This is a genomic window from Methylobacterium terricola (assembly GCF_006151805.1).
GTDB lineage: Bacteria > Pseudomonadota > Alphaproteobacteria > Rhizobiales > Beijerinckiaceae > Methylobacterium > Methylobacterium terricola.
Map to the genome: position 1 here is coordinate 442,586 of NZ_VDDA01000003.1, position 25,667 is coordinate 468,252.

The 25,667-nt window shown below is 72.8% G+C and carries 21 protein-coding genes and 1 tRNA gene; 8 read left to right on the plus strand and 14 right to left on the minus strand.

All coding sequences use genetic code 11. The annotated features are described in order from the left end of the window. The first annotated feature begins 42 nt into the window (after positions 1-42). Positions 43-1,431 carry an HD-GYP domain-containing protein gene (locus tag FF100_RS09405; RefSeq protein WP_139035403.1) on the plus strand — a complete coding sequence of 463 codons (1,389 nt, stop codon included), beginning with the start codon at positions 43-45 and terminating at the stop codon, positions 1,429-1,431. Between the two features lie 122 nt (positions 1,432-1,553). Here FF100_RS09405 and FF100_RS09410 read toward each other — a convergent pair whose 3' ends face one another. After that, positions 1,554-1,916, minus strand: a complete 363-nt coding sequence (locus tag FF100_RS09410) for a hypothetical protein (protein WP_139035405.1) — start codon at positions 1,914-1,916, stop codon at positions 1,554-1,556. A 94-nt stretch (positions 1,917-2,010) separates the two neighbouring features. On the opposite strand from FF100_RS09410, the gene FF100_RS09415 reads away from it, so the two are divergent. Together FF100_RS09415 and FF100_RS09420 are read left to right on the plus strand one after the other, a co-directional pair. After that, a complete protein-coding gene (locus FF100_RS09415) occupies positions 2,011-2,937 on the plus strand; it encodes a LysR family transcriptional regulator (protein ID WP_139035407.1) in 927 nt (308 codons plus the stop codon). 103 nt (positions 2,938-3,040) lie between these two features. Then, on the plus strand, positions 3,041-4,204 hold the full coding sequence (locus FF100_RS09420) for a dimethylmenaquinone methyltransferase (protein ID WP_139035409.1): 1,164 nt from the start codon (positions 3,041-3,043) through the stop codon (positions 4,202-4,204). Positions 4,205-4,335: 131 nt separating this feature from the next. Here the strand turns inward: FF100_RS09420 and FF100_RS09425 are convergent, their stop codons facing one another. The 3 genes from FF100_RS09425 to FF100_RS09435 form a co-directional block, all read right to left on the minus strand. Next, the gene (locus FF100_RS09425; protein WP_139035411.1) at positions 4,336-5,172 is read right to left on the minus strand and encodes an alpha/beta fold hydrolase; all 837 of its coding nucleotides are present in this window, start codon (positions 5,170-5,172) and stop codon (positions 4,336-4,338) included. Between the two features lie 96 nt (positions 5,173-5,268). Further along, a complete protein-coding gene (locus FF100_RS09430; protein ID WP_139035413.1) occupies positions 5,269-5,514 on the minus strand; it encodes a hypothetical protein in 246 nt (81 codons plus the stop codon). A 323-nt stretch (positions 5,515-5,837) separates the two neighbouring features. After that, the gene (locus tag FF100_RS09435) at positions 5,838-6,041 is read right to left on the minus strand and encodes a hypothetical protein (RefSeq protein ID WP_048432688.1); all 204 of its coding nucleotides are present in this window, start codon (positions 6,039-6,041) and stop codon (positions 5,838-5,840) included. 299 nt (positions 6,042-6,340) lie between these two features. Between FF100_RS09435 and FF100_RS09440 the strand changes: the two genes are divergently transcribed. From FF100_RS09440 to FF100_RS09450, 3 genes are all read left to right on the plus strand, one after another. Further along, positions 6,341-7,060, plus strand: a complete 720-nt coding sequence (locus FF100_RS09440) for a spermidine synthase (RefSeq protein WP_139035415.1) — start codon at positions 6,341-6,343, stop codon at positions 7,058-7,060. A gap of 136 nt (positions 7,061-7,196) precedes the next feature. Next, positions 7,197-8,240 carry a helix-turn-helix domain-containing protein gene (locus tag FF100_RS09445; RefSeq protein WP_139035417.1) on the plus strand — a complete coding sequence of 348 codons (1,044 nt, stop codon included), beginning with the start codon at positions 7,197-7,199 and terminating at the stop codon, positions 8,238-8,240. Positions 8,241-8,337: 97 nt separating this feature from the next. After that, positions 8,338-8,619, plus strand: a complete 282-nt coding sequence (locus FF100_RS09450) for a hypothetical protein (RefSeq protein ID WP_139035419.1) — start codon at positions 8,338-8,340, stop codon at positions 8,617-8,619. A gap of 21 nt (positions 8,620-8,640) precedes the next feature. Here FF100_RS09450 and FF100_RS09455 read toward each other — a convergent pair whose 3' ends face one another. Continuing rightward, positions 8,641-13,947: an alpha-2-macroglobulin family protein gene (locus FF100_RS09455; protein ID WP_139035421.1), complete on the minus strand. Its 5,307-nt coding sequence runs from the start codon at positions 13,945-13,947 to the stop codon at positions 8,641-8,643. Between the two features lie 224 nt (positions 13,948-14,171). Here FF100_RS09455 and FF100_RS09460 point away from each other — a divergent pair, with 224 nt between their 5' ends. Further along, positions 14,172-15,602: a peptidoglycan-binding protein gene (locus FF100_RS09460; protein ID WP_139035423.1), complete on the plus strand. Its 1,431-nt coding sequence runs from the start codon at positions 14,172-14,174 to the stop codon at positions 15,600-15,602. 182 nt (positions 15,603-15,784) lie between these two features. Here FF100_RS09460 and FF100_RS09465 read toward each other — a convergent pair whose 3' ends face one another. From FF100_RS09465 to FF100_RS09475, 3 genes are all read right to left on the minus strand, one after another. Continuing rightward, positions 15,785-16,420, minus strand: coding sequence for a hypothetical protein (locus FF100_RS09465; protein ID WP_205824816.1), 636 nt, complete (start codon positions 16,418-16,420; stop codon positions 15,785-15,787). A 91-nt stretch (positions 16,421-16,511) separates the two neighbouring features. After that, on the minus strand, positions 16,512-16,754 hold the full coding sequence (locus FF100_RS09470; RefSeq protein WP_139035426.1) for a hypothetical protein: 243 nt from the start codon (positions 16,752-16,754) through the stop codon (positions 16,512-16,514). 219 nt (positions 16,755-16,973) lie between these two features. Further along, positions 16,974-17,050 (minus strand) — tRNA-Arg (locus FF100_RS09475). A 287-nt stretch (positions 17,051-17,337) separates the two neighbouring features. On the opposite strand from FF100_RS09475, the gene FF100_RS09480 reads away from it, so the two are divergent. Then, a complete protein-coding gene (locus tag FF100_RS09480) occupies positions 17,338-19,611 on the plus strand; it encodes a CRISPR-associated endonuclease Cas3'' (protein ID WP_139035428.1) in 2,274 nt (757 codons plus the stop codon). Between the two features lie 380 nt (positions 19,612-19,991). On the opposite strand, the gene cas2 is transcribed toward FF100_RS09480, so the two are convergent. From cas2 to cas5c, 6 genes are read right to left on the minus strand one after another with little or no spacing between them, the layout of a single operon-like run. Continuing rightward, positions 19,992-20,282, minus strand: a complete 291-nt coding sequence (cas2, locus tag FF100_RS09485) for a CRISPR-associated endonuclease Cas2 (RefSeq protein WP_139035430.1) — start codon at positions 20,280-20,282, stop codon at positions 19,992-19,994. Positions 20,283-20,291: 9 nt separating this feature from the next. Beyond that, on the minus strand, positions 20,292-21,332 hold the full coding sequence (gene cas1c / locus FF100_RS09490; RefSeq protein ID WP_139035432.1) for a type I-C CRISPR-associated endonuclease Cas1c: 1,041 nt from the start codon (positions 21,330-21,332) through the stop codon (positions 20,292-20,294). 11 nt (positions 21,333-21,343) lie between these two features. Further along, entirely contained in the window at positions 21,344-21,985 is a 642-nt protein-coding gene (gene cas4, locus FF100_RS09495; protein ID WP_139035434.1) for a CRISPR-associated protein Cas4, read from the minus strand. 14 nt (positions 21,986-21,999) lie between these two features. Beyond that, positions 22,000-22,935, minus strand: coding sequence for a type I-C CRISPR-associated protein Cas7/Csd2 (gene cas7c / locus FF100_RS09500; RefSeq protein ID WP_139035436.1), 936 nt, complete (start codon positions 22,933-22,935; stop codon positions 22,000-22,002). Continuing rightward, on the minus strand, positions 22,925-24,742 hold the full coding sequence (gene cas8c / locus FF100_RS09505; protein WP_139035438.1) for a type I-C CRISPR-associated protein Cas8c/Csd1: 1,818 nt from the start codon (positions 24,740-24,742) through the stop codon (positions 22,925-22,927). Before cas8c ends, cas7c begins: the two co-directional genes overlap by 11 nt. Further along, positions 24,739-25,413, minus strand: coding sequence for a type I-C CRISPR-associated protein Cas5c (gene cas5c, locus FF100_RS09510; RefSeq protein ID WP_139035440.1), 675 nt, complete (start codon positions 25,411-25,413; stop codon positions 24,739-24,741). Before cas5c ends, cas8c begins: the two co-directional genes overlap by 4 nt. Positions 25,414-25,667 lie beyond the last annotated feature (254 nt).

Sequence of the window (25,667 nt, forward strand, 5' to 3'; positions counted from 1 at the left end):
TGGCGCGCTATCCCGTCTGGACGACGAGGGGAGGGGGTCACGATGCCGCCGAGCGTGCATGCCGTTAGGGAGGCGCCGGCCGAGGGCATTCCCCTGTCCGAACTGCTGGGGGCCCTCAGCCATGCCCTCGACCTCACCGAGGGCCAGCCGCCGGGCCATTGCGTCCGCGCCACCTGGATCGGGATGCATGTCGGCCGCGAGATGGGCCTGGATCCCGACCGGCTGTGGGAACTCTACTACACGGTGATGCTGAAGGATCTCGGCTGCTCCAGCAACGCGGCGCGGATCTGTGAATTATACCTGTCCGACGATATCGGCTTCAAGCGCGACTTCAAGACGGTGAGCGACAGCCTGCCCCAGGTGCTGGGCTTCGTCTTCTCGCATACCGGGCTCAAGGCGGGCCTCGCCGAGCGGTTCCGGGCGGTGCTCAACATCCTGCAGAACGGCGGCGAGATCGTCGACGACCTGATCCAGACGCGCTGCCAGCGCGGCGCCGAGATCGCCGCCCGCTTACGCTTCCCGCCCAGCGTCTGCACGGCGATCCACGCCCTCGACGAGCACTGGAACGGCAAGGGCCGGCCCGACCGTCGCGCCGGGGCCGACATCCCTCTCTACGCCCGCATCGCGCTGCTGGCCCAGGTCGTCGACGTGTTCCACACCAGCGCCGGCCCGTCGGCGGCACTGGCCGAGGCGCAGGCCCGGGCCGGCACCTGGTTCGACCCCGACGCGGTCGCGGCCCTCGACCGGGCGGCGCGGAGCCCCGGCTTCTGGGACATCCTGGCCTCGGAGACGGTGACCGACGCGGTGGCGGCCCTGGAGCCGGCGCGGGCCGGCCTCGTCGTCGACGAGGATTACCTCGACGACATCGCCCGCGCCTTCGCCCAGGTGATCGACGCCAAGAGCCCGTTCACCTCCGGCCATTCCGAGCGCGTCGCGGTCTATGCCGACCTGATCGCCGCGGAACTCGGCTACGCGCCGGAGCGCCGGCGCTGGCTGCGCCGGGCGGCGCTCCTGCACGACGTCGGCAAGCTCGGAGTGTCGAACGCGATCCTCGACAAGAACGGCAAGCTCGACGATGCCGAGTGGCGCGACATGCGCAACCACGCTCTCCTGTCGGAGACGATCCTCGCCCGCGTCGCCGCCTTCCACGCCATCGCGCGGATCGGCGGCGCGCATCACGAGCGCCTCGACGGCAAGGGCTATCCCCGCGGCCTCGCGGGCGACGCCATCGCGCCTGAGACCCGGATCGTCTCCGTCGCCGACGTGTTCGACGCGCTCACCGCCGACCGTCCCTACCGCGCCGCGATGCCGGTGCCGAAGGCCCTCGGCATCATGCGCGGCGATGTCGGCACCGCCTTCGATCCGGATTGCTTCGCGGCCTTGGAGCGGGCGATCGCCGGCCTCGACGGCGACCTGTCCCGGGCGGCCTGACGGGCCGCCCGCCCTTCCCATCGATCGAGGCTGTCGCCTCGAGCGCGGCCTGACGGGCCGCCCGCCCTTCCCATCGATCGAGGCTGTCGCCTCGAGCGCGGCCTGACGGCCGCCCAGCCCGGTTACTCGATCGCGGCGGTCGCCTCGGCGGTCTGCCGCACCCGCACCGGCGTCACCGAGACCGCGTCGCCGTCGCGGCTGATGGTGACCGCGCGCGCCGCGGCGCCGGCCTCGCGCGGCGTCGAGACCGTGACGCTCTGACCGGGAGCCAGCACCGCCTCGAACCGGGAGGCGGGGGCGGCGGCCCGGGGTGCCAGGGTCACGACCACCCGGTAGCCGGCGGGCTCGGCCGCGTAGTAGGCCACCCCGGCGAGCGGGCCGAGATCGAGGCTCGCCGCACCGGCAGGCCGGATCTCGCCGGCACTGGCGGCGGTAGCGGCGGCCGTGGCGGCGATCGTCAGGAGACATGTGCGAAAGAGGGTCATCGTCGTTCCCGTTCGTGGCTGAGCCCGCTGGCCCCGCATCCATGACCGAACTATGCGCTGCGGTGCAGCATGGATCAAACAGATCGTATCGATAATGACTATTGATCATATCGATCTCGCGCGGGTCGATCTCAACCTCCTCGTCGCCCTCGACGCGCTCCTCGCCGAACGCAGCGTGACCCGGGCGGCGTCCCGCATCGGCATCGGCCAATCGGCGATGAGCTCGGCGCTGGCGAGGCTGAGGGTCCTGTTCGAGGACGAGCTGCTGACCCGCGCCCCCGAGGGGATGCGGCCGACGCCCCGCGCCCTGGCGCTGGCCGAGCCGGTGCGGGCGCTCCTTCGGCAGGTTCAGGTGCTGGTGCGCCGCGACGAGGCCTTCGATCCGCGCAGTGTGGTGCGGACCTTCACGATCAGCCTGCCCGACAGCACCGAGGTGCTCCTGGGGCCGCGGCTGCTGGCCTATCTGCGGCAAGAGGCGCCCGGCATCAGCCTGCTCCTGCGCTCCGTCGACCGCGACCACATCCTGCAGGAGATCGATGCCGATCGGGTCGACCTCGCCATCGGCCTGTCGTTCCGCGGCCAGATGCACCACAAGCAGCGCCTGCTCTACCTCGACAGCTACGTCTGCCTGTTCAACGCCGCCCTGTTGGGGCTGGCGCCGCCGATCTCGCTCGACGACTACCTGCGCTTCCCCCATGTGCTGACGAGCCTGCGCGAGACCGCCCACGGGGTGGTCGATGACGCGCTCGCCCGGCTCGGCCTCAGCCGCACCCTCGCGGTCACCTCGCCGCGCTTCCTGGCGGTGCCGTTCCTGGTGCGCAGCGCGCCGGTGCTCACCACCATGCAGGCCCGCCTCGCCCATCTCTTCGCCGCGACCCTGGGGCTGACGGTGAGCCCCGCCCCGGTCGACCTCGACGAGGTGGCGGTGGCGATGCTCTGGCACGCCTCCTACGACGACGACCCGGCCCATCGCTGGCTGCGCGACCTGCTGCGGCGCCTGGCGGACGAGGGGCCCGCGTGAGGCCGGCGTTTTCCCGACCCGCGGGCCTGCCGGTGCCGCGGCAAAGCCGCTATGCTGGCCGGAGACTCACCGCCGATCCGAACCGACCCTGGACCCTTATCCCGTGCGCCTGACCCAGATCACCCACCACGACCTCGACGGCTACGGCGCCGCGACCCTCGTCGCCGCCTATGCCGAGCCGGCCCGGATCGTGCACGTGCCGCGCTACGGCGATGTCGGTCCGGTGGTCGACGACGAATTGAAGCGCTTGGGCAAGACCAAGGCGGCCGAGATGGTGCTGATCACCGATCTCGGCATCGAGGAGCCGACGATCGCCTTCCTGCGCCGCTTCGCCGCCATGAACCGCAAGCGCGACCCGGAGACGCCGCACCGGCTGATCGTGCTGGACCACCACACCTCCTCGATCGACCAGATGCGCCGCCAGGGGCTGGAGCCGAAGGCCGACGCGGAGAACCCGCGCCTGTCGCGGTTCGATCTCGGCGATCCGTCGGTCACCGTGATGGTCGACGAGGGGTCGAGCGCCACGAAGATGGCCGCGGCCCACCATGGCCTGTTCGCGACCCGCGAGCCCGATCCGGCCCGGGCCGAGGATCTGGCGCTGTTCGTCGCGTCCGTCGACGCCCTCGACCTCTGGCGCAAGGACGATCCCCGCTTCCCCGGCGGCTTCGCCCTCGACGAGATCTTCTGGGACAATGTCGGCACCCTGGTGCCGGTCGGGCACCCGGCGCACGATCCGTTCGTCGCCCGCCTGCTGCTCGAGGCGACCGCGAAGCTTCGTTCCGGCGCCACCCCGGCCGAGCTGGAGCGCGCCGTCCCGGCGATCCGCGGGGCGATCGTCGACGACCTGATGCGCGACGCGCCCGACGACGACCCGGCGATGACGACGCGCCAGCGCATGGCCCGGGCGCTCGCCCGCTCCGACGCGCTGTTCCACGCGCTGCCGGACGGCACGCTCCTCTCCTTCGCCCTCGATGCCGGCACCTTCCAGCGGGTCTCGGACCTGGTGATGGCGAGCGGCCGCGCCAAGCGCCTCGTCAACGTCCAGCGCGCCGGCACCCTGTCGTTCCGCTCGATCGACGGCACCGCCCTCGACGGCGCCCGCCTGTTCCGCGGCGGCGGCCATCAGGACGCTGCCGGCGGCAAGCTGCCGAGCGGCACCGCCTTCTCCCTCGCCGATGCGGTCGCGCAGGTCGAGCCGGTGCTGAGCCCGCAAAAGGGCGCCGCGGCCGACAGCCCGTTCGCGGCGCTGAAGAACTGGAAGGGGTAGGGATCGGGAGGGGCACCGCTCCTCGACGGCGGTACCATCCTCCGATGGGATCCCGGGGCCGCGCCGCGGAGCCCGGGATCCATCGCCGCCGGCGTTTCAGGCTCGGTCGGGGCGCATTCTCCTCGCGCCGGTCAGGCCTTCACGAAGGCGAGCAGGTCGGCGTTCAGCACCTCGGCATTCACCGTCAGCATGCCGTGGCTGTAGCCCGGATAGGTCTTGAGCGTGCCGCGGCGCAGGAGCTTGGCCGACAGCCGGCCGCTGGCGTCGATCGGGACGATCTGGTCGTCCTCGCCGTGGAGCACGAGGGTCGGCACCGCGATGGCCCGCAGGTCCTCGGTCTGGTCGGTCTCGGAGAAGGCCTTGATGCCGTCGTAATGCGCCTTGGCGCCGCCCATCATGCCCTGGCGCCACCAGTTGCGGACCACACCCTCGGAGACCGCGGCACCCGGCCGGTTGAAGCCGTAGAACGGGCCGGTCGGGACATCGAGGAAGAACTGGGCCCGGTTGGCCGCGAGCGCCTGGCGGAAGCCGTCGAAGACCTCGATCGGCAGGCCGCCGGGATTGGCCTCGGTCTTCAGCATCAGGGGCGGCACGGCGCTGACCAGCACCGCCTTGGCGACCCGGCCCTGCGGCCCCCCGTGGCGGGCGACGTAGCGGGCGACCTCGCCGCCCCCGGTCGAGTGCCCGACATGGATCACGTTCATCAGGCCGAGCTGGTTCACCACGGAGGCCGCGTCGGCGGCGTACTGATCCATGGTGTGGCCGTCTCCGACCTGCGACGAGCGGCCGTGGCCGCGCCGGTCATGCGCCACGACCCGGTAGCCGGCCGCCGCGAAGAACAGCATCTGGGCGTCCCAGTCGTCCGACGAGAGCGGCCAGCCATGATGGAACATGATGGCCTGCGCGTTCCGCGGGCCCCAATCCTTGTAGAAGATCTGCACGCCGTCGCCGGTGGTCACGAAGCTCATCGGATGTCTCCTGCCGGGGGGGCCAGCGCGCGTCGCGCTGGCAGGCAAGATCTAACATGCCGGAGCCGTCCGTAATCCGGGAGAGGAATGCTGTCCTCAGCTCTCCTCGTCCGCCGCGCTCTCCGGCGTGGCGTCCGCCTCCGTCTCCGGACCATCCTCCACCGCGTCCTCCGGGGCGCGCTTCAGCGGGCCCTGCGAGAAGGCGGGCTTCGACGGCCGGTTCTTGCGCGCATTCGCCGGGGCGGCAGTGTGGGCCGGCATCTCGGCCAGCCGGGCGATGCGCGCCTTGAACTCCTCGGTCGAGGGGCCGCGGGCCGAGCCCGTGATGAACATCTTGGCCATGACCTATCCTTCGACGTGCCGAACCACGGAGCCACCCGCAGGCGCGCCACCCGTCGCCGGACTGACCTGGCGATCATGCAGGGAGGAAGTGTCAGAGCCGGCGCCCAGAATCTCGGGCTACACGATCCAAAAAAGCCAGCCACATATCGACCGTTCGATTATCGACGGTTTTCACGGCAAGGGCAAGGCGGGTTATTGTTGATATTTGATGGATGTCGGAAGAACGCCGACACGATCAAGGGTGATTCGTCCGATCGGCGTTCGGTCGGACGAGAGATGGGGGGCCCGGTGCGACGACCGGATGAGGCCGCGGCGGCGTCGCGTCAGCGGCGGCGCGGATCGGCCGGGCGGAAGGCGCGCTCCACGGCCTGGGTCGCGCTGGCATAGGCGCGTTCCTCGCTGTCATGCGGCCGGTCCGACCGCTCCAGCAGCTTGCCGTGCTTGCGGATCGCCCAGCCGAATTTTCCTTTCGGGCTGTTCAGCGGGGCCACCTCGATGGAGAACGGATAGAATTCGTTGTCGCTCATTCGCGGATTTATGGCACGGAACTCACGCCGAGGACAGACCTCAGCCGGCGCGCGGCGACGGGCCTGGTCCCGGCCGCTCGACGGGGCAGGCCGGCGCGTGCGATAGCCGCCGCAGCGCCGGACTCAAGCCCGTCCGACGGCCGGCGGGGCGCCGGCATCCCGTCCCCGACGGGCGCGACCCCGCCGGCTCCGTCCGTTCCCGCGTCCGTCCCTGCGTCCCTGCCCGCGTCTTCGATCGCCGCGTCCTGCCGCACCCGCCGGCGGGTCGCGACGATGATCTGCCCGATGGAGTTCGGCCCTTGATCCCCTGGGTTCACCTCGATACCAGCGCCATCCCCGGCGAGACCGCCTGCTTGCGGCTGATGCAGCGCGGCGACGAGTTCGCGATCGTGGTCGACTCGATCGAGCTGATGAACAGCCGCCGCAGCGGCTCGGAGCGGGCGCTCGCCACCCTGGCCTGCGCGCGCCTGCGCGACCGGCCGCGGCCGCGGATGCTGATCGGCGGGCTCGGCATGGGCTTCACCCTGCGGGCGGCGCTCGCCGAGCTCGGCCCGGAGGCCGAGGTGGTCGTCGCCGAGCTGGTGCCGGCGGTGGCCGCCTGGGCGCGCGGGCCGCTGGCGCATCTCTTCGCCGGCAGCCTCGACGATCCGAGGGTCACCCTGCACGAGACCGACGTCCACCACCTCGTCGCGGCCTCGCCCGGGGCCTACGACGCCATCCTGCTCGATGTCGACAACGGCCCCGAGGGGCTGGTGCAGCAGACCAACGACCGGCTCTACGACGTCGCGGGATTGGGCCGCGCCCACCGGGCCTTGCGGCCGGGCGGGCTGCTCGGGGTGTGGTCGGAGAGCCCCGACCGCAAGTTCAAGTCCCGGCTCCAGCGCGGCGGCTTCGCGGTCAAGGAGCACAAGGTCCGCTCCGCCGGGAGCGGCGGGCGGCACGTGGTCTGGATCGGCGAGAAGACGGCCCCGGCGGCCCCGCGCGCCGGCGCCCCGCCGGCCCGGCGCCTGCCGCGCTGATCGGGCGTCGGGCGGCGCCGGGAACACGCGGGCCGGGCGACGGTTTGATTTGCACAAGCTCGACCTTTGTGCGAGCACTCTGCAACCACAGGGCGGCAGACCGCACGCGGTTCGAGCCCGCCATGACAGTCCGGCCATGACCGTCCGCGGCCCCAACCTCCGCCTGGAAGGCTCGACCTTTGGCCCGCGCAAGATCTCGGCCTGGCGCGAGGCGGTGGCGCCGTTCTGGGACGTCGAGATCCGCACGGAGGACACCCCGGAGTTCCGCGGCCGGTCGGACGTCTATCACCTGGGCAACGCGATCGTCGGCCTCACCGCGGCGTCGGAACTGCGCAACGAGCGCTCGCGCGGCCTCGTCGCCCGCATGGGCGTCGATCACGTCGCGGCGCAGATTCGGCTGGAGGGGCTGGCCACGGTCGAGATCGCCGGGCGCGAGGTGCCGATGGCCCCCGGGGACATCTCGCTGCTCGATCTCGCGCAGCCCCTGTCCATGCGCTCGACCGCGTATCGCGCCATGACGGTCATCATCCCGCGCGCCCTGTTCCCGGAGGGCGGCGGCCGCCTCGGCGCGGCGCACGGGACGGTCCTGCGCGCGGCGACCCCGTACGGGGCGCTGGTCAACGACCACCTGCGCGCGCTCGCCGCCCATGCCCCGCATTTCGCCCCGGACGAGGCGCGGGCCGCCGGGCAGGCGACGGCGATCCTGATGTCCGGAGCGGCGGGCCCCGCCGCCGAGGGCGCCGCCGAACGGCCACTGCAGCGCGCCCCGGTCTTCCTGGCGATCCGCAGCTACATCGACGCCGAGATCGCCTCCCCGGATCTCGGGGTGGAGCAGATCTGCCGCCGCTTCGGCGTCTCGCGCAGCGGTCTCTACCGCCTCTTCGCGCCCCTGGGCGGCGTCGCCGAGCATATCCGCCGCCGCCGGCTCGCCCGCGCCTGCCGCGACCTCGTCGAGGGCGGGGACCGCGCCGCGCGGATCTCCGAGATCGCCTTTCGCTACGGCTACGGCAGCCCGGCGAGCTTCACCACGGCCTTCCGCGCCGAGTTCGGCCTGAGCCCCGCCGATGTCAGGGCCGGGGCGCGGCCGGCGGGTGCCAGGGCGGCGCGGCGCCCGCCGGCCGACTTGCCGGGCGGCGGCTGGGACGATTTCTACGAATGGGTCCTGACGCTCGACGCCTGAGATTGGGACGCTGGCGGAAGACATTGGGACGGACGGTGCTCGTCCCGATCCGCCCCCTACACGAGATGTCCCCGTCCTGACGGAGGGGAGTCTCACGGTGCGGCGTAGGAATGGGTGGAGCGGGATCGGGCGGCGGCGTCACGCCGCCGGCCCGCCCTGGATCGGAGGCAGGAACGACCCGCTCGTCCGGCGCTGGATCGGCGCCCGGCGCCGGCGCGTCGCCCGGGCCAGCCCGGGCACGGACGGCGCCGGTGCCGAGATCATCACCCTGACCTGGGCGCAGACCTTCGGGCGCGAGGCGGACCCCGGCCACCGCCCGCCGGGCCCGGGGGCCGAGCGGCGGGTCGTCGATCTCGGCGAGGGCCGGCCGGGGGCGTGACGGCCCGGCCGGACCGTCCCCCTAGCGCGGCGCCCCCACCTCCAGCACCCCGAACGCCGTCCGGCCGTACCGCTCCGGCCGGTACATGTCCTCGATCGTCGCCGCCGGGTGGACGTAGCGGCCGGGCGTCACCGCCCGCACGGTATAGGCGACGGTGAAGAACGCCGACTGGCCCGGATCGCGGTCATAGGCCGCCACGAAGCGGTCGTCGCGGAACTCGGTATGGACGGGGGTCACCTCCGACTTCGCCCAGGCGAGACCGGCGGTGGCGTCGGCGTCGAGGAGCTTCGGGTTGTCGATCTCGAGGCCGGCGGGCAGGCGGTCGACGAGGAGCAGGCGGCCGGCGCTGGCCTTCGCCTCCGTGACCTTCAGCACCACCACCAGGCGGTCGTTCTGGCGGACATTGGCGAGATCGGCCGGGCTGCCGTCGAGGCGGTGGTAGCGGCGCTCGATCGCGTAGCCCTTCGCCTCGGCGGGCTCCGGCACCGCCGGGTTGCCGGTGATGCCGAGGGCGAGCTGCACCGGGACGCCGCCGCGATTCGCCACCGTCACCGGCCGCGCCTCCAGGGCGGCGCCCGGGACGGTGCGGTACAGCGCGCCCGAGACCGGCGCGCCGTCGACGGTGAGCGCCGACGCCTCCTTCCCGGATTCCTTGGCGAGCTCCGCCGCCGCCAGCACCAGCCAGGCCTGTTCCTGGGTGCTGGTCGGGCGGGCGCCGCGCTCCTCGGCCACCACGGTGCCGAGGGCGGCGAGGGACTCGCGGGCGATCCCGGTCTCGGCGGCGAGCGCGATCAGCCCGGCGCCGTCGCGCAGGCGCGAGCCGTAATCGGCCCGGTAGGCGCCGCCGTCGCGCTCGGCCCGGAGCGCGCCCAGGGCGGCCTCGAAGGCGGTGCGGGCCCGGGCCCGGTCGCCGAGCAGCGCCAGGGCCGCGGCGATCTGGCCGCGGGCCAGCGGCGTGGCGAAGGCGGCGAGCTTGGTGTCGGCGAGGTAGCGCAGGTCGCCCATCACCGGCCGGCCGTTGCGGGCGAGCACGTAGGCGGCGTAGGCGAGGTCGAGCCCGCCATCGCTGACCTCGGTGGCGTTGGCGACGGTGTTGCGCAGCCGGTCGAGGGCGAGCGCCAGCGCCTGGGGCGGCACGGCGAAGCCGCGCTCCCGCGCCCGGGTCAGGAAGTCGGTGGCGTAGGCCGTGAGCCACAGGTCCTCGGCGTTGCCCGCCGACCACAGCCCGAAGGCGCCGCTCGAATCCTGGCGCGACAGCACCCGGTCGATCGCCCCGCGCACCCGCTCGTCGGCGCTGCCGTCGAGGCCGAGCTGCGACAGGGCCGCGAGGCGGTTGACCGAGAGCAGCGGCAGCGCCCGGCTCACCACCTGCTCGGTGCAGCCGTACGGGTAGCGGTCCAGCGCCTGGAGCAGGGCCGGCACGTCGATGCCGCCCAGGGGCGAGGCCGCCAGGGTGACGGCGCCGGTGCCGGGGATCACCTCGGCGAGGAGGTCGCCCGACAGGGTGAGGCTGGCGCCGGGCGCCAGCGTGCGGACCTCGCGGCGCAACAGCGTCCCGGTGCCGGGCTGGATGCCCAAGCCGAAGCTCTGGCCGGCGGGCTCCGACAGGCCGGGCCCGGTCAGCCGCAGGTCGACCCGGGCGAGGCCGGGGCCGGCGGCGGTGAGCGGGATCTCGACGCTGCCGCGCCCGCCGGGATCGAGGTGCAGCGAGCGGGTGAGCGCGCCCGCCGGCACCACCACGGGTCCGGCGAGGTCGACATCGACCGCGTAGTCGCCAGCGGGACCCTCGACGTTGTCGAGGGCGACGTGGAGGCGCGAGCGGTCGCCGATGGCGAGGAAGCGGGGCAGGGTGCCGCTCGCCACCACGGGGTCGCGGATCACCACCTCGGCGGAGGCCGCCCCGACGCGGCCTGCGCTCCAGGCCGTCACCATCACCCGGGCGGTGCCGTTGAAGGCCGGCAGGGGAAAGCTCACCTCGGCCCGGCCGTCCGGCCCGACCGTGACGACGCCCGAGTAGCGCGCCAGCGGCGCCTGCGCCGGCGGTGCGCCGTCCAGCTCCGCCCCGCCGGCATCGCCGCCGGAGCGGATCGCCCCGAGCGTGCCCTGCATCCCGTCGATGAGGTAGCCGTAGAGGTCGCGGATCTCCGAGGACAGCGCCTTCTGGCCGAAGAAGAACCCGAACGGGTCCGGGTTGGCGTAGCGGGTGAGGGCCAGGATGCCGACATCGACCGCCGCCACCGTGACCCGGGCCTCCTCGCCGGGTTTCAGCCCGGCCAGGCGGATCGGCAGGCGCAGCTCGCCCCGGGGCCGGACCTTGGCGGGCGCCTCGACCGTGACGCCGAGGGCGCGGGCCTCCCGGTCGATCCCGAACCAGGCGAGGCCGAGCGCCCGGCCCGGCAACCGCCGCGCCGCCTGGTCGAGGGGCCGGTAGGCGGTGGCGACGAGGTAGGCGCCCGCGCCCCAATCCGGCTTCACCGGGATCTCCACGGTGGTGCCGCCCGCCGGCAGGTCGAGGGTGCGGATCTCGTGCACCCGATCGCTCACCACCGCGACGGTGGCGGTGCCGGCGAAGCGCGGCCGCAGGCGGGCCCGCAGGGTCTCGCCCGAGGCGTAGGCTTCGCGGTCGAGGGCGAGGTCGAGGAGGTCGGGCGCATCGGCGCTCTCGGCCCCGCTCCAGCCGACCTCGAAGGACAGGCTCGCCGCCTCGACGCCCGGCCCGCGCACCTCCAGCCGGTAGCTGCCGAGATCGACCGGCATCGCCAGCCGGGCCGGCGCCCCGGCCTCGAGCGCGAGGCGGCCATCGGCGACCTTGGCGGTGGTCTTGACCGGCTCGAAGGACCAGCGCCCGTCGGCCCGGTACCATTGATAGCGCCGCTCGACCCGCAGCAGGGTCCAGGTCGCGTCGCCCGCGAGACGTGTGCCGTCCGGCCGGGCGGCCGCCACCTCGAACGTGGCGGTCGCGCCCTCGCGCAGGGCGCCGAAGGTCTTCCTGATGCCGAGCACCGGGCCGGCGGGCAGGATCGGCAGGGTCAGGCTGCGCTGCACCGCCCGGCCGCCGGGCTCGCCGACCTGGAGCGAGACCCTGGCCTCGAACGGCCGCGGCCCACTCGGACTCGGCACCGGCGCCCGCACCGTCGCGCGGCCCTGCCCGTCGGTGGTGGCGGGGGTTTCCAGCTCCGCCGTCACCGGCTCGACGCGCTCGTCGTCGAGGCCGGTGGCGAACTCCTCGAAGCCCGCGATGCCGGAGCGGGCCGCCGGCTGCACCGCCACCGTGCCGCCGACGCTCAATCCGGCGCCCGGGGCGCCGTAGAGGTAGCGCGCCGCGATCCCCACCGTCGCCGGCTCGCCCGGGCGCAAGGCCGCCTCGGCGGGAGTCAGGGTCACGTCGAGGCGCTCGGGGACGTAATCCTCGACGAGGAAGCTCGCCTCGCCGACCGGCGGCCCCTTCGGGTCGGTATAGGCGGCGACCCGCCAGGTGCCGGCCTGCGCGCCGGGCAGCAGCGGCAGCGACAGGGCCCGGCCGCCGAGGCCGCCATCCGGCACCTGCACCCGGCGGTACTCGACCCCGTCCGGGCGCTTCGTCACCAGGGTCAGGGGCAGGTTCGGGATCGCCGCGCCCTTCGCGTCGCGCAGGAGCGCGGTCAGCTGCACCGTCTCGCCGGAGCGGTAGACCCCGCGCTCGGGGAACAGGTAGGCCTCCGCCGCCCCGGGGGCCGGCCGGCCCTTCACGCCGCGATCGGCGAGGTCGAAGGCGCTGAGCGACAGATCGAGGAAGCCGTAATCGTCGCCGAGGCGCGCCACGACCAAGCTCGGGGCCGCCCCGCCCTCGCCGCGGGACAGGCCGGGATCGAAGGCGGCGTGGCCTTGCGCGTCGGTGCTGCGGGTCGCCAGCACCTCGTTGTTGCGGGCGACGAGGCGGATCTCGGCGTCCCGCACCACCGCCGCCGAGGCCAGCGAGCGGGCGAGCACGTGGATCCCGTCGCGGCCCTTCAGGGCGGTGAGCCCGAGATCCGAGACCACGAACCACTGCGTCGCCTCGCTCTCGTAGCCGCCCTCCTCGTCGTCGGCGAGGGCGGCGCTGCCGCTCGGCCGCGCCGTCATCACGTAGAGCCCGGGTTCGACCTTGCCGACCGCCTGGAGCACCGGGAAGGCGGTCACCGCCTCGCGGTTGACCTCCGCCGGCACGGTGTCGAGGGTGCCCTTCCACACCGGGACGCCGCGCTCGCGGGCGATGCCGCGCAGGCCGGCGCCCGAGAGCTGCGACAGGAACGCGTCGCTGCGCAGGGCCGGCAGCAGGCCGCGATCGCCGATGCGCACCACCTCGACGTCGAGCTTCGGCGCATTGACCGAGACCACCGGCACCCCGGCCTGGCCGGTGCGCGGCAGCACGTAGTTGCGGCCGGTGAAGCGCACCTGCGGGCTGCGGTCGCGGACATAGAGGTCGTAATCGGCCGCCTTGCGGAGGCTCTCGCCGACGCTGGACGGCAGGCCCTGGCGCAGCACCACCCCGTAGCGCTCGCCGTGGCGCAGGCCGTCGACGCAGACCTGCTGGCCCTGCGCCGTCACGGCGGCGTCGCTCGCCCCGGACACCGCCACGTAGGGCGCGATCTCCGCCTTCGGGTCGACGGTCTCGGACAGGGTGAAGCAGGCCCGCGGGGCGGCGGCGTCGGAATCGACCTTGTAGTCGAGCACCCGGAAGCCGTGGGCGTCGCGCAAGGCTTCGTAGGTCTTGGCGGTCTCCGGGTTGCCCGCGAGCGCCAGGCTCGCCGCGTAGGCCTCGAGCGCCGGGCGCCAGCTCTCCTGCTTGGCCAGGGCGCCGCCGAGAAGCGCCAGGGCCTTCGCCTCGTCGGCCGGGGCGGCGGCGCGCTGGTAGGCCAGGTAGGCCCCGGCCCGGGCCTCGGCCTTCAGCTTCTGGTCGACCTCGTACTCGTCGCTCTCGGCGCCACCGGCGGCTTCCGCCAGGGCGTACCAGCCCCGCCAATCGGCCGGCTCGGCCGCCGCGGCGCGGCGGAAGGCGGCGAGCGCTGCGTCGGTCTCGTCCCTGGCGCGCAGGGCCTCGGCCTCCCGGCGCCATTGGGCCGCGGACTTGGCGGCGCCGGGTTTGCCGTCGGCGGCGCCCTCGTCCTTGACGCGGGCCTCGAGCCGCACCGCCTCGCTGGCGAGCGTCGGGCGGACGAAGCTCTTGAGGCGGGGCGCCGGCTGCACCAGGGCGGCGCGGCGGGGGGCCGGGTTCGCCGGCTGCTGAGCCGCGGCCGGGAGGCCCGCCAGCGCCGTGAGAAGGCCGGCCAGACCGCAGGCGGCCCGCCGGGCCCGGATGATGATCGACATGACCGGCCTCGCGGCGATTCCCTGCCCGACCCGGAGCCTAAGCAGCGCCCGATCCCGGTGCAATCCGCCGCCGCGCCGGGCCGGTCGATTTCGCGTGATCCGGCTGCCGGCCTTCCGGGATCGGACCCTGGAAGTCCGGCGGCGGCTGTTGCAAGCTCGGCCGGCCTTCGACGTCCGCCAGATCCGGCGCCCTTCTTCCGGCGCCCGTCTCCGGGGAGAGCCCGATGCCGCGTCCCACCCGCCTGCTCGCCGCCGGCCTTCTGCCGTTCCTCGCCTGCGGCCTCGCCGCGGGCGGGGCCGCCGCCCAGGGAACCGCTCCGGCCGGACCGCCCGGCACGAGGCCGGCAGGCCCGCGGCCGGCCGGTCCGACCGCGCCGGACCCGGCCTTCGAGGCGGCGCGGGCCGCCTTCGAGGCCCGGCCGGAGGCGGAGCGACGGGCGGTGCAGGACGCCCTGGTCTGGGCGGGCAGCTACAACAGCGTCGTCACCGGGGCCTTCGGCCGGCGCACCTACGAGGCGATCGGCGCCTGGCAGGCCCGGGATGCCGGGATCAAGGCCACCGGCATTCTGGACGAGCCCGCCCGCGCCGCCCTGCTGGCGGCCGGGGAGGCGGCGCGCCGGGCGGCCCGGTTCACGATCGCGGCCGATCCCGCCACCGGCCTGGTCATCGGCATCCCCGAGCGGCTGCTGCCGAAGCGCACCCGCCTGCCCGCCGGCAGCCGCTGGCAGAGCCCGGACGGGCGCATCACCCTCGACACGCGGGCCTTCGCCCCCGGCAGCATCGATCTCGACGGCCTGTTCGCGCAGAGCGCCGCGGCGACGCCGGAGCGCAAGGTGACCTACACCCTCAAGCGTCCCGACTTCACGGTCGTCACCGGCGAGACCCCGGCGGGCAAGTTCTACATCCGCGACGCCGCTGGTCCCTCGGGCCTGCGCGGCTTCAGCCTGTCCTACGACAAGGCCTCCTCCCGGGAGATGGACCGGCTGGTGATCGCCATCGCCAACAGCTTCGTGCCCTTCCCGGACGAGACCCCGACGCCGCCGCCGCGCCCGGCCGTGGCGGCGGCGGTCCCGGCATCCCCGGTCATCGGCCCGCCCGCCGGCGAGCCGGTGGGCGGCACCGGCCTCGCCGTCGGCCCCCGCCGGATCGTCGCGGTGCTGCCCGCCGCCTGCCCGGGCCCGCTGGCCGGCGGCGCGCCGGCCCGGATCCTGCGGCGCGACGAGGCCAGCGGCCTCGCGCTCCTCGACGCCGCCACCCCCCCGGGGATTCCGCCCGTCCTCGCGCCTGCCCCCAGCCCCGGCGAGGCCGTCCTCGTGCTCGCGGTGGGCGCGGACGGCCCGAGCGTGACGCCCGGCGACCTCGCCCCGGGCGGCGTGCTCGCCCCGCTCCAGCCCGGCGCCGCCGGCGCCCCCATCCTCGACCGCTCCGGCCGCCTCGTCGGCCTCGTCGCCCGCCTGCCCGCGAAACCCCGCCTCGTCGCCGGCGTGCTGCCGCCGCTCATCCACCCGCTCGTCGGCGCGGACGCGCTCCGCGCCGTCCTGGGCGCAGACGCCCCGACGGCATCGGCCGGTGGCACCTCGCCGCTCAGCGCAGGGGTGATTGCCGGGCGGTTCGGCAAGGCTGTGGTCGGGGTGCGGTGTGGGGGGGCTGGATGAGCGGCAGGGACGCCGCAATGCGGGTCGGGCGGTGGCCGCCGGGCGACATGGGGTGGTTGGAACCGGCGGACGCTGAAACCTCACGTATTCGCCGGCCGAGCGCAGGCGATCAGCGGCTGTCCGCTCGGACACGGTGCCGCGTCATGCTGGAGCGCAGGGTGGCACGCCTTGCGGGCCAACGCCTACTTTTCCGGCCAGCCCAGCGTGATCGACGACACGTATGGCTTCACGGCCCTGACGACAGGATCGGACGAGCCGAACTCCTTGTCGCCCGAGGCCCTGTCGAGCGCTTTCCCTGTCACGGCAGGATCCGGATTGAAGCGAACCGAGAGGCTGCATCCCCCCGTCGGATGATCGAGCCTGCCGCCCTTCCAGCCCATTCCGTAGCCGCCGTAGTCCCAGCCGAAACCATTGAGCTGAAACGGCTTCTCGTTTGCCTTCTCGACGAGGTCGAGGCTTGCCCGCAGCCCGAGCGTCGACTGCGCCGTGCCGGGCGTGCGCACCAGCCACTCCGACTTGCCCTTCACCGTGATGTCGGCAAGGCCTCGTCGCTTGGCGGTGTCCCACCAGCTGATCTCGAGGCGGCGAGCGGGATCCCTCGGATAGACGATGGTGCCCGGTACGGTCTCACCCTCGGCGCCGTCGAGCTTGCCACGGACGACGTTCTCCTTGCCGAAGCGCTTCGCCAGCGCAGCCTCGTCCGTCGTTCTCGAAAACTCGGTGCAGTCGAGCACCGGACGTTCTGCCGGTCCGGCCTGGGAAAGGGCGGCACCGGTGGTCGAAATGAGGAAGACAAACGCGAAGGACGCCATTCTCATGACAGAAAGTCCTTGCCTTGCGGTGCTCCGCCCGCGCGCCGGATTGCCGGTACGCATCCGACTCGTAGCCTAGGACTGTCCGTCGGTCTATCTAGCCGCCCGGCGTCCAGTCGATCTTCGGCTTCTGCGACAGGATCCGGTCGAAATAGTCGGCTACGGCCTGCGCGCCGCTCGCATGCATCATCGCGACCGGATGGGCGAGGTAGGCGCGGGCCAGATCGAGGGGGATCTCGCCGGCCTGGAGCGCGCCGAGCACCGCGTCGATGAAGGCGTCGTTGGCCTCGTTGAAGTCGGACGAAAGCTTCTTGCGGTCGTTGAGCGCCTTGATCGGCATGGTAGGCAGATCCGTGGTTCGCGAGGGGAGGGGCCGGTAGCGGAGCGCTGCGGGCCCCTGTCACGTCGGCAGCTGCGGAAGGTGCTCGACGATTCGTGCTTCGCCATCCAGGTGGCAGCAACTTCTCGGAGCGTGTGCCGGTTCGCGGATCTGGTGACACCGTGGTGACACCCACTCACCCCGAGGGTGACGCTGAACCAGCTAAGTCATTGGAAAAATTGGCGCACCCGACACGATTCGAACGTGTGACCTTTGCCTTCGGAGGGCAACGCTCTATCCAGCTGAGCTACGGGTGCTGACCGCGAAGCCTCTGTAGCCCGGCTCCGCCCGGAGCGCAACAGGGAAAGGGATCGCGCGTCCGCTCAAGGGGATCCGGGCGAAGGCTCCTGCGGCAAAGGTCACGCGGTCGAAGCGTGTCGGGTGCGCCGGGGGAGGGGAGGCCGAGCTGGTGGGAAGCTGGGATTGCGCCTCGGATGCGGACGGCGTGCGGCGCGGCTGACGCCGCGTGCCGCTGGTGCGCCGGTCGTGCCTGTGCTGGTCTGGCGTCGCTTTCGTAGTGGTCCGCGAGGTGTGAGGAGCAGGCATGAACGGGGTCTACGCTCACTCGGTGCCGGGCCATGCGATCACGCAATGGGAGCCTCTGGCCGATCATCTCGCCCAGGTGGGCGACGCCGCTGCACGCTTCGCCGATGCCTTCGGCTGGGGTGAGTTGGCGCGGCTGGCCGGCACGCTCCACGATGTTGGCAAGGCCTCGGAGACGTTCCAGTCCTACCTGCACGGCCTTGCCTCAAGCTGCGACCACTCGACGGCGGGCGCCCGCGTGGCGGTGGCCGAGTATCCCGGCGCGGTCGGGCGGATGCTCGCCGTCATCGTCGCGGGTCATCATGCGGGTCTCGACGACGGCGACGGCATCGATCGGCGGCTCGATCCGCGCCAGACCAGCATCCCCGGCTTCGAGGGCTGGCAGAGCCACGCCGCGGCACTTCCGCCGATGGGGAGGCTGGGACCGAAGCGACGCTTCGCTCGGAGCGCGCTGCCTGGCTTCACCGACGCGTTCCTCACGCGGATGCTTTTCTCCTGCTTGGTCGATGCCGACTTCCTGGAGACCGAGCGCTTCTACGCCGGCGCTCGGCCGGTCCCCCGCGGAGGCTGCCCCGGGATCGCCGTTCTCCAGGCACGACTTCGCACCCATATGGACGAGCTGTCGGCGAAGGCCCGCCCCGGTCTGGTAAACTCGGTGCGGGCCAAGGTGCTCGCGTCCGTGCGCGAGCGGGCCGCCTTGGCCCCAGGCCTCTTCACCCTCACGGTCCCGACGGGCGGCGGCAAGACGCTGGCCTCCCTCTCCTTTGCCCTCGACCACGCCGCGCGGCACGGCCTGCGCCGGATCGTCCACGTGGCACCGTTCACCGCGATCATCGAGCAGACCGCCGCGGTGTTCCGCACCGCTCTCGGGGACGACGCCGGAATCCTCGAGCACCACGCCACCTTCGACTGGCAGGCCGCCGCGGCCCGGGCCGTTGACGACGGGATCGGCCTCGACCCGGTCTCCCGGCTGCGCCGCGCCGCCGAGAACTGGGACGCGCCCGTCGTCGTGACCACGGCGGTGCAGCTCTTCGAGAGCCTGTTCGCGAACCGCACGTCTCGTTGCCGCAAGCTGCACAACCTCGCCGACAGTGTCATCGTCCTCGATGAAGCGCAGGCGATGCCCCTGCCGCTGCTGAGGCCCTGCCTGGCCGCGATCGAGGAGCTGACCCGCAACTACGGCGCCAGCGTCGTGCTCTGCACGGCCACGCAGCCCGCCCTGCGCCAGGTCGACGGCTTCGAGGGCGGGCTGCCGGTCGACGACGCCCGCGAGCTCGCCCCCGATCCGCCCCAGCTCTACCGGGCGCTGCGGCGTGTCGCGGTCGAGCGGCGCGACGGCCCGACTACCGACGAGACGGTGGCGCAGCGCTTCGCCGAGGCGCCGCGGATGCTCTGCATCGTCAACAGCCGTCGACACGCCAAGGCCCTCTTCGACCGGATCGCGCACCTGCCGGGTGCCGTCCACCTCAGCACTCTCATGTGCCCGCACCACCGCAGAACCGTGCTCGATGCCGCCCGGGCGGGACTGCGCGACGGAGCATCCGTGCGGATCGTCAGCACCTCGCTGATCGAAGCGGGCGTCGACATCGACCTGCCGGAGGTCTGGCGCGCCACTACCGGCCTCGACGCGGTGGCGCAGGCCGCGGGCCGGTGCAACCGCGAAGGCGCTCTGCCGGGCGCCGGACGCGTCGTGGTGTTCGAGCCGGCCGACGCACCGCCGCCCCGCGCGCTCGAGGCGTTCCGTCGCGCCGCCGAAGAGGTCTTGCGGACACGACGCGATCCGCTTGCCCCGGACGCCATCCGGGCATACTTCGGAGAACTCTACTGGCGAAAGGGCGAGCACGCCTTCGACGCCCCCCGGCTCGACAATGAGACCTGGCCGATCCTTCCCGCCATTGCCGAGCGGGCGAAGACGCACGCGTTCCCCTTCGCGCGCATCGCCCGGGCGTTCCGCTTCATCGACGACACGATGGAGCCCGTCATCGTTCCGTGGCGGGCCGAGCCTGACGACGGCCGGGCGGAGGCGCTGCTCGCGCGGATCACCGCGATGGACCGCCCCCTCGGCGACGACCTACGCCGCCTTCAAGGCTACGTCGTGCCCGTTCCTCCGACGCTGCGCGCGAGATGGCTGGCTCTCGGACGCCTGCGGCCCGTCCACCCCATGCTCGAGGGCGCGCTGCTGCGCCTCGACGACATGGCGTTTTACGATCCGCAGACCGGTCTGAGGCTGGAGGACGACGCCTACCGCGCTCCGGAGGACAACATCATCGCGTAACGCCGCACCTGTGCGTCTGTGGGTGCGGCGATATCGTTTCGATCCGCGCCCCGTGAGAGGGCGACCCGTCGGGCACATCGGCCATGATGAGGTCGATGTTGTTTCGATCCGCGCCCCCGTGAGAGGGCGACCTGCCGATCGCGTCCGGCACGACGTGGTCGACCTGTTTCGATCCGCGCCCCCGTGAGAGGGCGACGGCCGCATCCTAACCACTTGCACAAAAAACGACATATAACGCGCTTGCGCGAACGTCCGCGGCTGCAGTCCTTCCAGGACCCGTTGGGATTCGGCACTGCATCGAAAAGCGTATCACCGCAACGGGTTGTGCATCGCGCGAACGCCTGAAGGGAATGCCGTCCGCTCGAGGTTCGCGCATGCCGCTAGAAGAGCAGCGGTCTGTCCAGATCGAGGACCGCCTTGGCCCCGACATGCTCGATCCGGCCGCGCGCGTCGGAACCCAGGCGGTAGAAGCGGAGCGAGTCTTGCTGCGGATCGATCTCGGCGATGAGGCGAGCGCGCAAAGCCGTCCACTGGGCAGGCTCGACCTCGCACTCGAACACCGAGTTCTGCACCCGCTGGCCGTGATCGAGACAGGCTCGAGCGACGCGGCGCAGCCGCCGACGGCCTGTGGCGGATTCCGTATTCACGTCGTAGGCCACAAGCATCAGCATGGCGCAGCCTTACTTCCAGACGAAGGCCGGGTAGCCGTCGAGATCGCCGCGCAGGTGACGGGCCAGCATCTGCGCCTGGGCGTGGCAGACGAGGCCGAGCGGCATCGTCTCATCGAGGAAGGGGTGACGCAACTCCTCGCGCTTGCGCTCCTGCCAGGCGACGAGGACGCGCTTGCGGCCTGCGTCGGTGAGGCGCACGCCGCCCGCCTCCTCGACGGTGAAATCCTCCGCGCCAAGCTGCCGCCGGTTGACGAGGCTAAGGGCGAGCCGGTCGGCCTGGACCGGGCGCAGCTCCTCCATCAGGTCGAGGGCGAGGCTGGCGCGGCCGGGGCGGTCGGCGTGCAGGTATCCGACCTGCGGGTCGAGGCCGTGCGCCTCCAGTGCCGACCGGCAATCGTGGCCGAGCAGCGCGTAGAGGAACGACAAGAGGGCGTTGACCCGGTCGAGGGGCGGCCGCCGGGAGCGCCCGCCGAACACGAAGGCCGCGTCCTCGACGCGAATCAGGTGCCGGAAGACGCCGAAATAGTGGGCGGCCGCCTCGCCCTCGAGGCCGCGCAGGCCCTCGACGTCGCCCACTACGAGCGAACGACGCGCAATGTCGGTCAGGCGGGCCTCCGCCACCGACAGGCTCGCGACGGCCTCCGGACCCAGGCGCTCGCCATGGTCGCGCAGGGCCCGCCTCAGCACGGCCCGTTGATTCGCGGTCTTGGCGGTGACGATGCCGCGCACGATGACGACCGCGCGTGGCGCATCGTCGGCGACGCGATACTGCGCGCGGCGCAGCAGCACGTTGCCGCTGCGCGGGCCTTCGACCCGGGCGAGGAAGCGGCCGTTCGGGTCGAGATGCGAGACCGTGATCCCCGCCTCGGCGCAGGCCGCCAGCAGGGACGGCGAGGCACCGGCCCGCCCGAAGCTCACGACTCCGTCGATCATGTGCAGCGGGGCGCGTCCGCGTTCGTGGCCCTCGACCTCCACGACGATGTTGGCGCCGTCCTTGCGCAGCCAGGCATCCTCGCTCGTGACGTAGATCGTGTTGCGCATCCGGCGCATGATGGACGTCCTCAGTCGGCGATCTGGGCCGCCAGCCACCGGGCGATCCTGGGCGGCTTCTCCAGGCGGTCCGGTTTGCACAGCGACTCGAGCGAGCAGCGCCGGCAGGCGGCTTTGCGCGCCGGTGCCGGAGTCATCCCGCCGGCGATCATCGCGCGGGCCGCGGCCGCGACCTCGGCGGTGAGCGCGCGCAACCCCTCGTCGAACGCGACGCGCACGCGACGCCGCGTCTGGCCGTAGAACAGAGCGCCCTCGGGGATCGTCGTATCGAACATCTCCTCCAGGCAGATCGCCTGGGCGCAGAGCTGAACCTCGTCGGCCCGGTGCGCCTTGGGCTTGCCGCGCTTGTATTCCACCGGGACCGGACGGGCCGGCCGCCCCCGGAACTCCACCGCGTCGGCCCGGCCGGACACGCCAAGCGCGAAGGAGCGCAGCGCGAGGCCGCGCGCGATGCGCAACCCCGGCCGGCCCTCGCCCTCGCCGGAATCGACGCGTTCGTGCAGGAGGCGCCCCTCCGCCGTCGCTGCATCCTCGGCCCAGAGCTGCTCGACGTGGATGAGCGCGTTCTGGCGTGGGCAGAACAGGTGGTGCTGGAGCGCCGAGAGCGGGATCAGCCCGTCCTCGGCGGCAGCGGAAAGCAGTCGGGCCGTCATTCCGGACCTGCGCGCTACGGCTCGATCACCTCAACCCCCGCCGGCAGCCCCTCCCGGTCCACCGTGATGCGGTAATCCGAGAAGCTGCGGGCGGGAGGCCAGTTGTCGGTGGCGTCCGCCCCGATCTCGTGCGCCTCGCCCTTGTGCACCCGCAGGGTCCGCACCCGGTCGAACAGGGCGTGGGCGGGCGCGTTGCCGAGCGCCGTGGCATGGCGGAAGATCACGAGCTTGCGGGTCGCCATCTCGCCGCGGGCGGCCGAGCGGTCGTGGTCGAACATCTGCCCGAGCGCCTCGAACAGCAGCGCGAGGTCGTCGTCCGAGAACCCGGTGCCCTTCACCGGATGCGAGGCCAGCGGCGCCGAGACGAAGCCGTGGGCGCGGTAGAGGCCGTAGGGCACGATGTGCTTGCGGCCCATCGTGCGCCCGCCCTTAGCCTCCGCGTCGGCCTCCGTGGTGGCGGCGAGCCGGGTGATGGCGATTTCGAGCGGCAGGACCGGCTCGACCGAGCGCGCGAAGGCGAGCTGCACCGGCCCGCGCACCTGGCCGGCATTGACGCCGGTGGTCATCACCGCCCCGAAAGCCCGGATGTCCCAGAAGTTGGCGCACATCCAGCGCGTCAGCTCGCGCGCCTTGGCCTCCTTCGGCAGCTTCTTCTGGTCCTCGGGCTTGGCCTCCGGCATCACGGCGGTCCAGGCCCGCCGGTGCTCTGTGTTCAGGGTCGCGCCGTCGCGCATGTAGATCTCGTGGCCCGGCGCGTCGGGGCGGGCGAGCGCGACGTAGTTGCGGATCTTGCGCTTGAGGGCGACGTCGGAGACGAGGCCCTGGTTGGTCTCGGGATCGAGCCGCGGCAGGTTGCCAGCATCGGGGTCCCCGTTCGGGTTGCCGTTCTGCACGTCGAAGAACAGCACGAACTCGTGGCGGCGAGTCACGCCGGCGGCCTCAGACGTCATCCTGGCTGTCCTCGATCGTGCTATCCTGGGTGTCCTCGGCTGCGGCGAGGGCCGGCCGGCCGGCGAACTGCGCCTGGCGCTGGTGGTAGTAGCCGATGGCGAAGCGCCCCTGCGCCTCCAGGCGCAGCGCGCGGGGCAGCGCGGAGGGCAGCCGCTCGACGATCTCGCTGATCTCGCGCTCGATCCAGTAATCCTTGCGGTCCTTGCGCAGCCGCCCGACGTGGTTCTGCGCGCCCCGCAGGAGCAGCGGGAAGACGCTGGCCGGCGTCGCCGAGGCCGCGCCGAAATAGCGGTCGCGGATGGTCGCGTTGATCCCCCGGCCGAGGGCGAGGCGCTGCGCGGCTTCGAGCGCCGCGAAGAGGCGCCCGAGCTGGTAGGCGGGGCTGGGATCGTCCTTGTCGAGGCTCACCGGAATGTCTCCTCGGTCTCGGTTGAGGCGCAGGTCGCGCGTCAGGCAGGCGCGGATGGCGGCGGCGTGCCAGCCGGTCGCGGGGTCGTCGCCCGCCCGCAGCCGCACCAGGACGGCGGCGAGCCAGCTGCGCGGGTAGCGGGTGCCGGCGAGCACCGCCCGGGCGACCTCGCCGGCGAGCAGGGGCGGGATGGTGTCGAACTTCTCCTGGAGCGCCGTCGTCTTCACGAGCAGGCGCCCGATGGCGGGCGGCCGGCCCCAGCCGCGGGGGCGGGGCGCGAGCGCGAGGTCGGCGTGGTGATGCGCGAGGCGCCGCGCGAAGGTCTCGAAGGAATCCTCCAGCCAGAACCGCACCGAGAGGCGCGCGGCGTTGGGCGCAAGCCCGAGGACATGGAAGCGGGTGCCGGGCGCGACCGTTGGCGCCACCGCCTCGACCGGGCGGCCTGCGGCCAAGGTCTCCAGGGCGTCGCGAATCAGCGCGGCCTCGGCGGCGTCCTGGTCGGGGGCCGGGCCGGGGGCAGGATCAAACCACGCCGCGAAGGTGTCCTCCGCAGCCGTCGCCGCCGCCTCGTCGACCGTGGCCGAGGTATCGGCCCAGAACACCACCGTGGCATCGCCGAGCGGACGGCGCAGGCGGTTGCGGCTTGCGCGGTCGAGCATCCGGTTGAGGGCCGCGCCGTAGCGGAAGCCCGCTTCCGCCGAGACTGGCGCGTTGTCGCCCTGCACCTTGCCATAGGACGTGAAGGCATTCTGGTTGAACGAGACGAGCGAGGCGCCGGAGGATTGCGCGCCCTCCACGCCCTTGATGGTCGGATGGAGCCGCAAGGGAGCCGCGGGCCGCCCTGTGACGAGGCAGATCGAGCCGGTCGCGTCCGCAGACGGGCCCGCCGTCACGATGCGATGGGCCGCGGGTCGATCGTGGATGTAGCCGTGCTCGCCGGCCAGCCGGAAGACCAAGTTGGCGTCGAGCATCTCCGGCTCGAATGGAGCGCCATCGAAGGTGGCTGGGTCCCAGGATTCGAGGAAGCGGGCGAGCGCCCGAAGGCCCGGGTCGTTCGCTCCAGCCAGCAGATCGCGGTGCAGCGCCTTGAAGGCGGCGTGCTCCTGGGCCGTCCGGCGGCCCGGGCCGGCGGTGCGGCCGAGGACGTAGGCGGTTTTGTCCCACAGCCGGTTCGGCAGGATGTTCGAAGCCCGCTTGACCGCTGCCGGAACGTCGAGGAGTCGGGGCTGGCGCTTGCGGCCGACCGTCTCGCGCAGGTCCATCACCTCGGCGACCGCGCCGTCCGGCGTGAGCACCAGGCAGAAGCCGATCTTCTCGCGCGAGAAGCCCGGCGCCTCCGCTTCGCCTCGCGCCGCCATGCGGTCGTAGTAACGGTCGAGAGCCTGCAGGACGGTCACGTCGCCGTTCCCTCCGCGAGGCACGCCTGCACGTCCAGCACCCCGCCCGCGAGGCGGGCGCGGAAGAACTGCGACGCCCGCTCCGGCCCGACGATGTCGTGGAGCATCCAGCCGAGGTCGCGGTCGCGCTGCTCGGCGGGCAGCGTGCTCGCCGGCAGCGCGGCGTCGTCGGCGATCAAGGCGAAGTCGGCCGGGAACTCGCGCGTGCCGAGGCAGGGCCGGTGGAAGCACTGGCCCGCCGCCGCACGGCGGTTGAACATGCTCGCATACTTGGCCGGCGTGTCGTCGCGGCCGGCCTTGTCGGTGAGCGCGAACCGCGCCTCGATGACGTAGGCGACGTTCGTGAGCAGGGTCGCGGCCCGCTGCTGGCGCTTCTCCTCGACGACGAGGCCGAGCCCCGCCGTCGAAACCGCCTGCATGGCGCGTTCGGCGAGGGCCGACGACATCTTGTCCTCGACCTCGTTCCGCCGCAGCGACTGGAAGCGGATCGGCCTGAGCACGTGGATGCGGTCGACGATCCAGCGCATCTGCGGCTTCCAGAGAATGGATTCGAGGATGCCGCGGGCGGCGGACGGCGTCATGACGTCGTAGGAGACGCGCTCCACCTTCATTTCCGGTCGCGTGAAGCAGGCGCGATCCCCCCAGACGTGAAGCTTGATGCCGTATCCCACGCACGGTCTCCGATGACCCTGACGGTGCGGCTCGATGACGAGATCCAGCCGCTCGCTCAAGACGTTATGAATTGCTGTCGGGATATAATTGATGACAGCCGTCGACCGGGCGCAGAACGACAGAGCGGTCCATGTCTATCGTCGTTGGCTTCACCTCGCTGCGAGCGCCACAAAGGCTAGGGCTAAACGCGACCGAAGGATAGTCCCTCGTCGCGAGCGGACGCACTGATCGTAGGGGGCGTGCCGAAGTTACA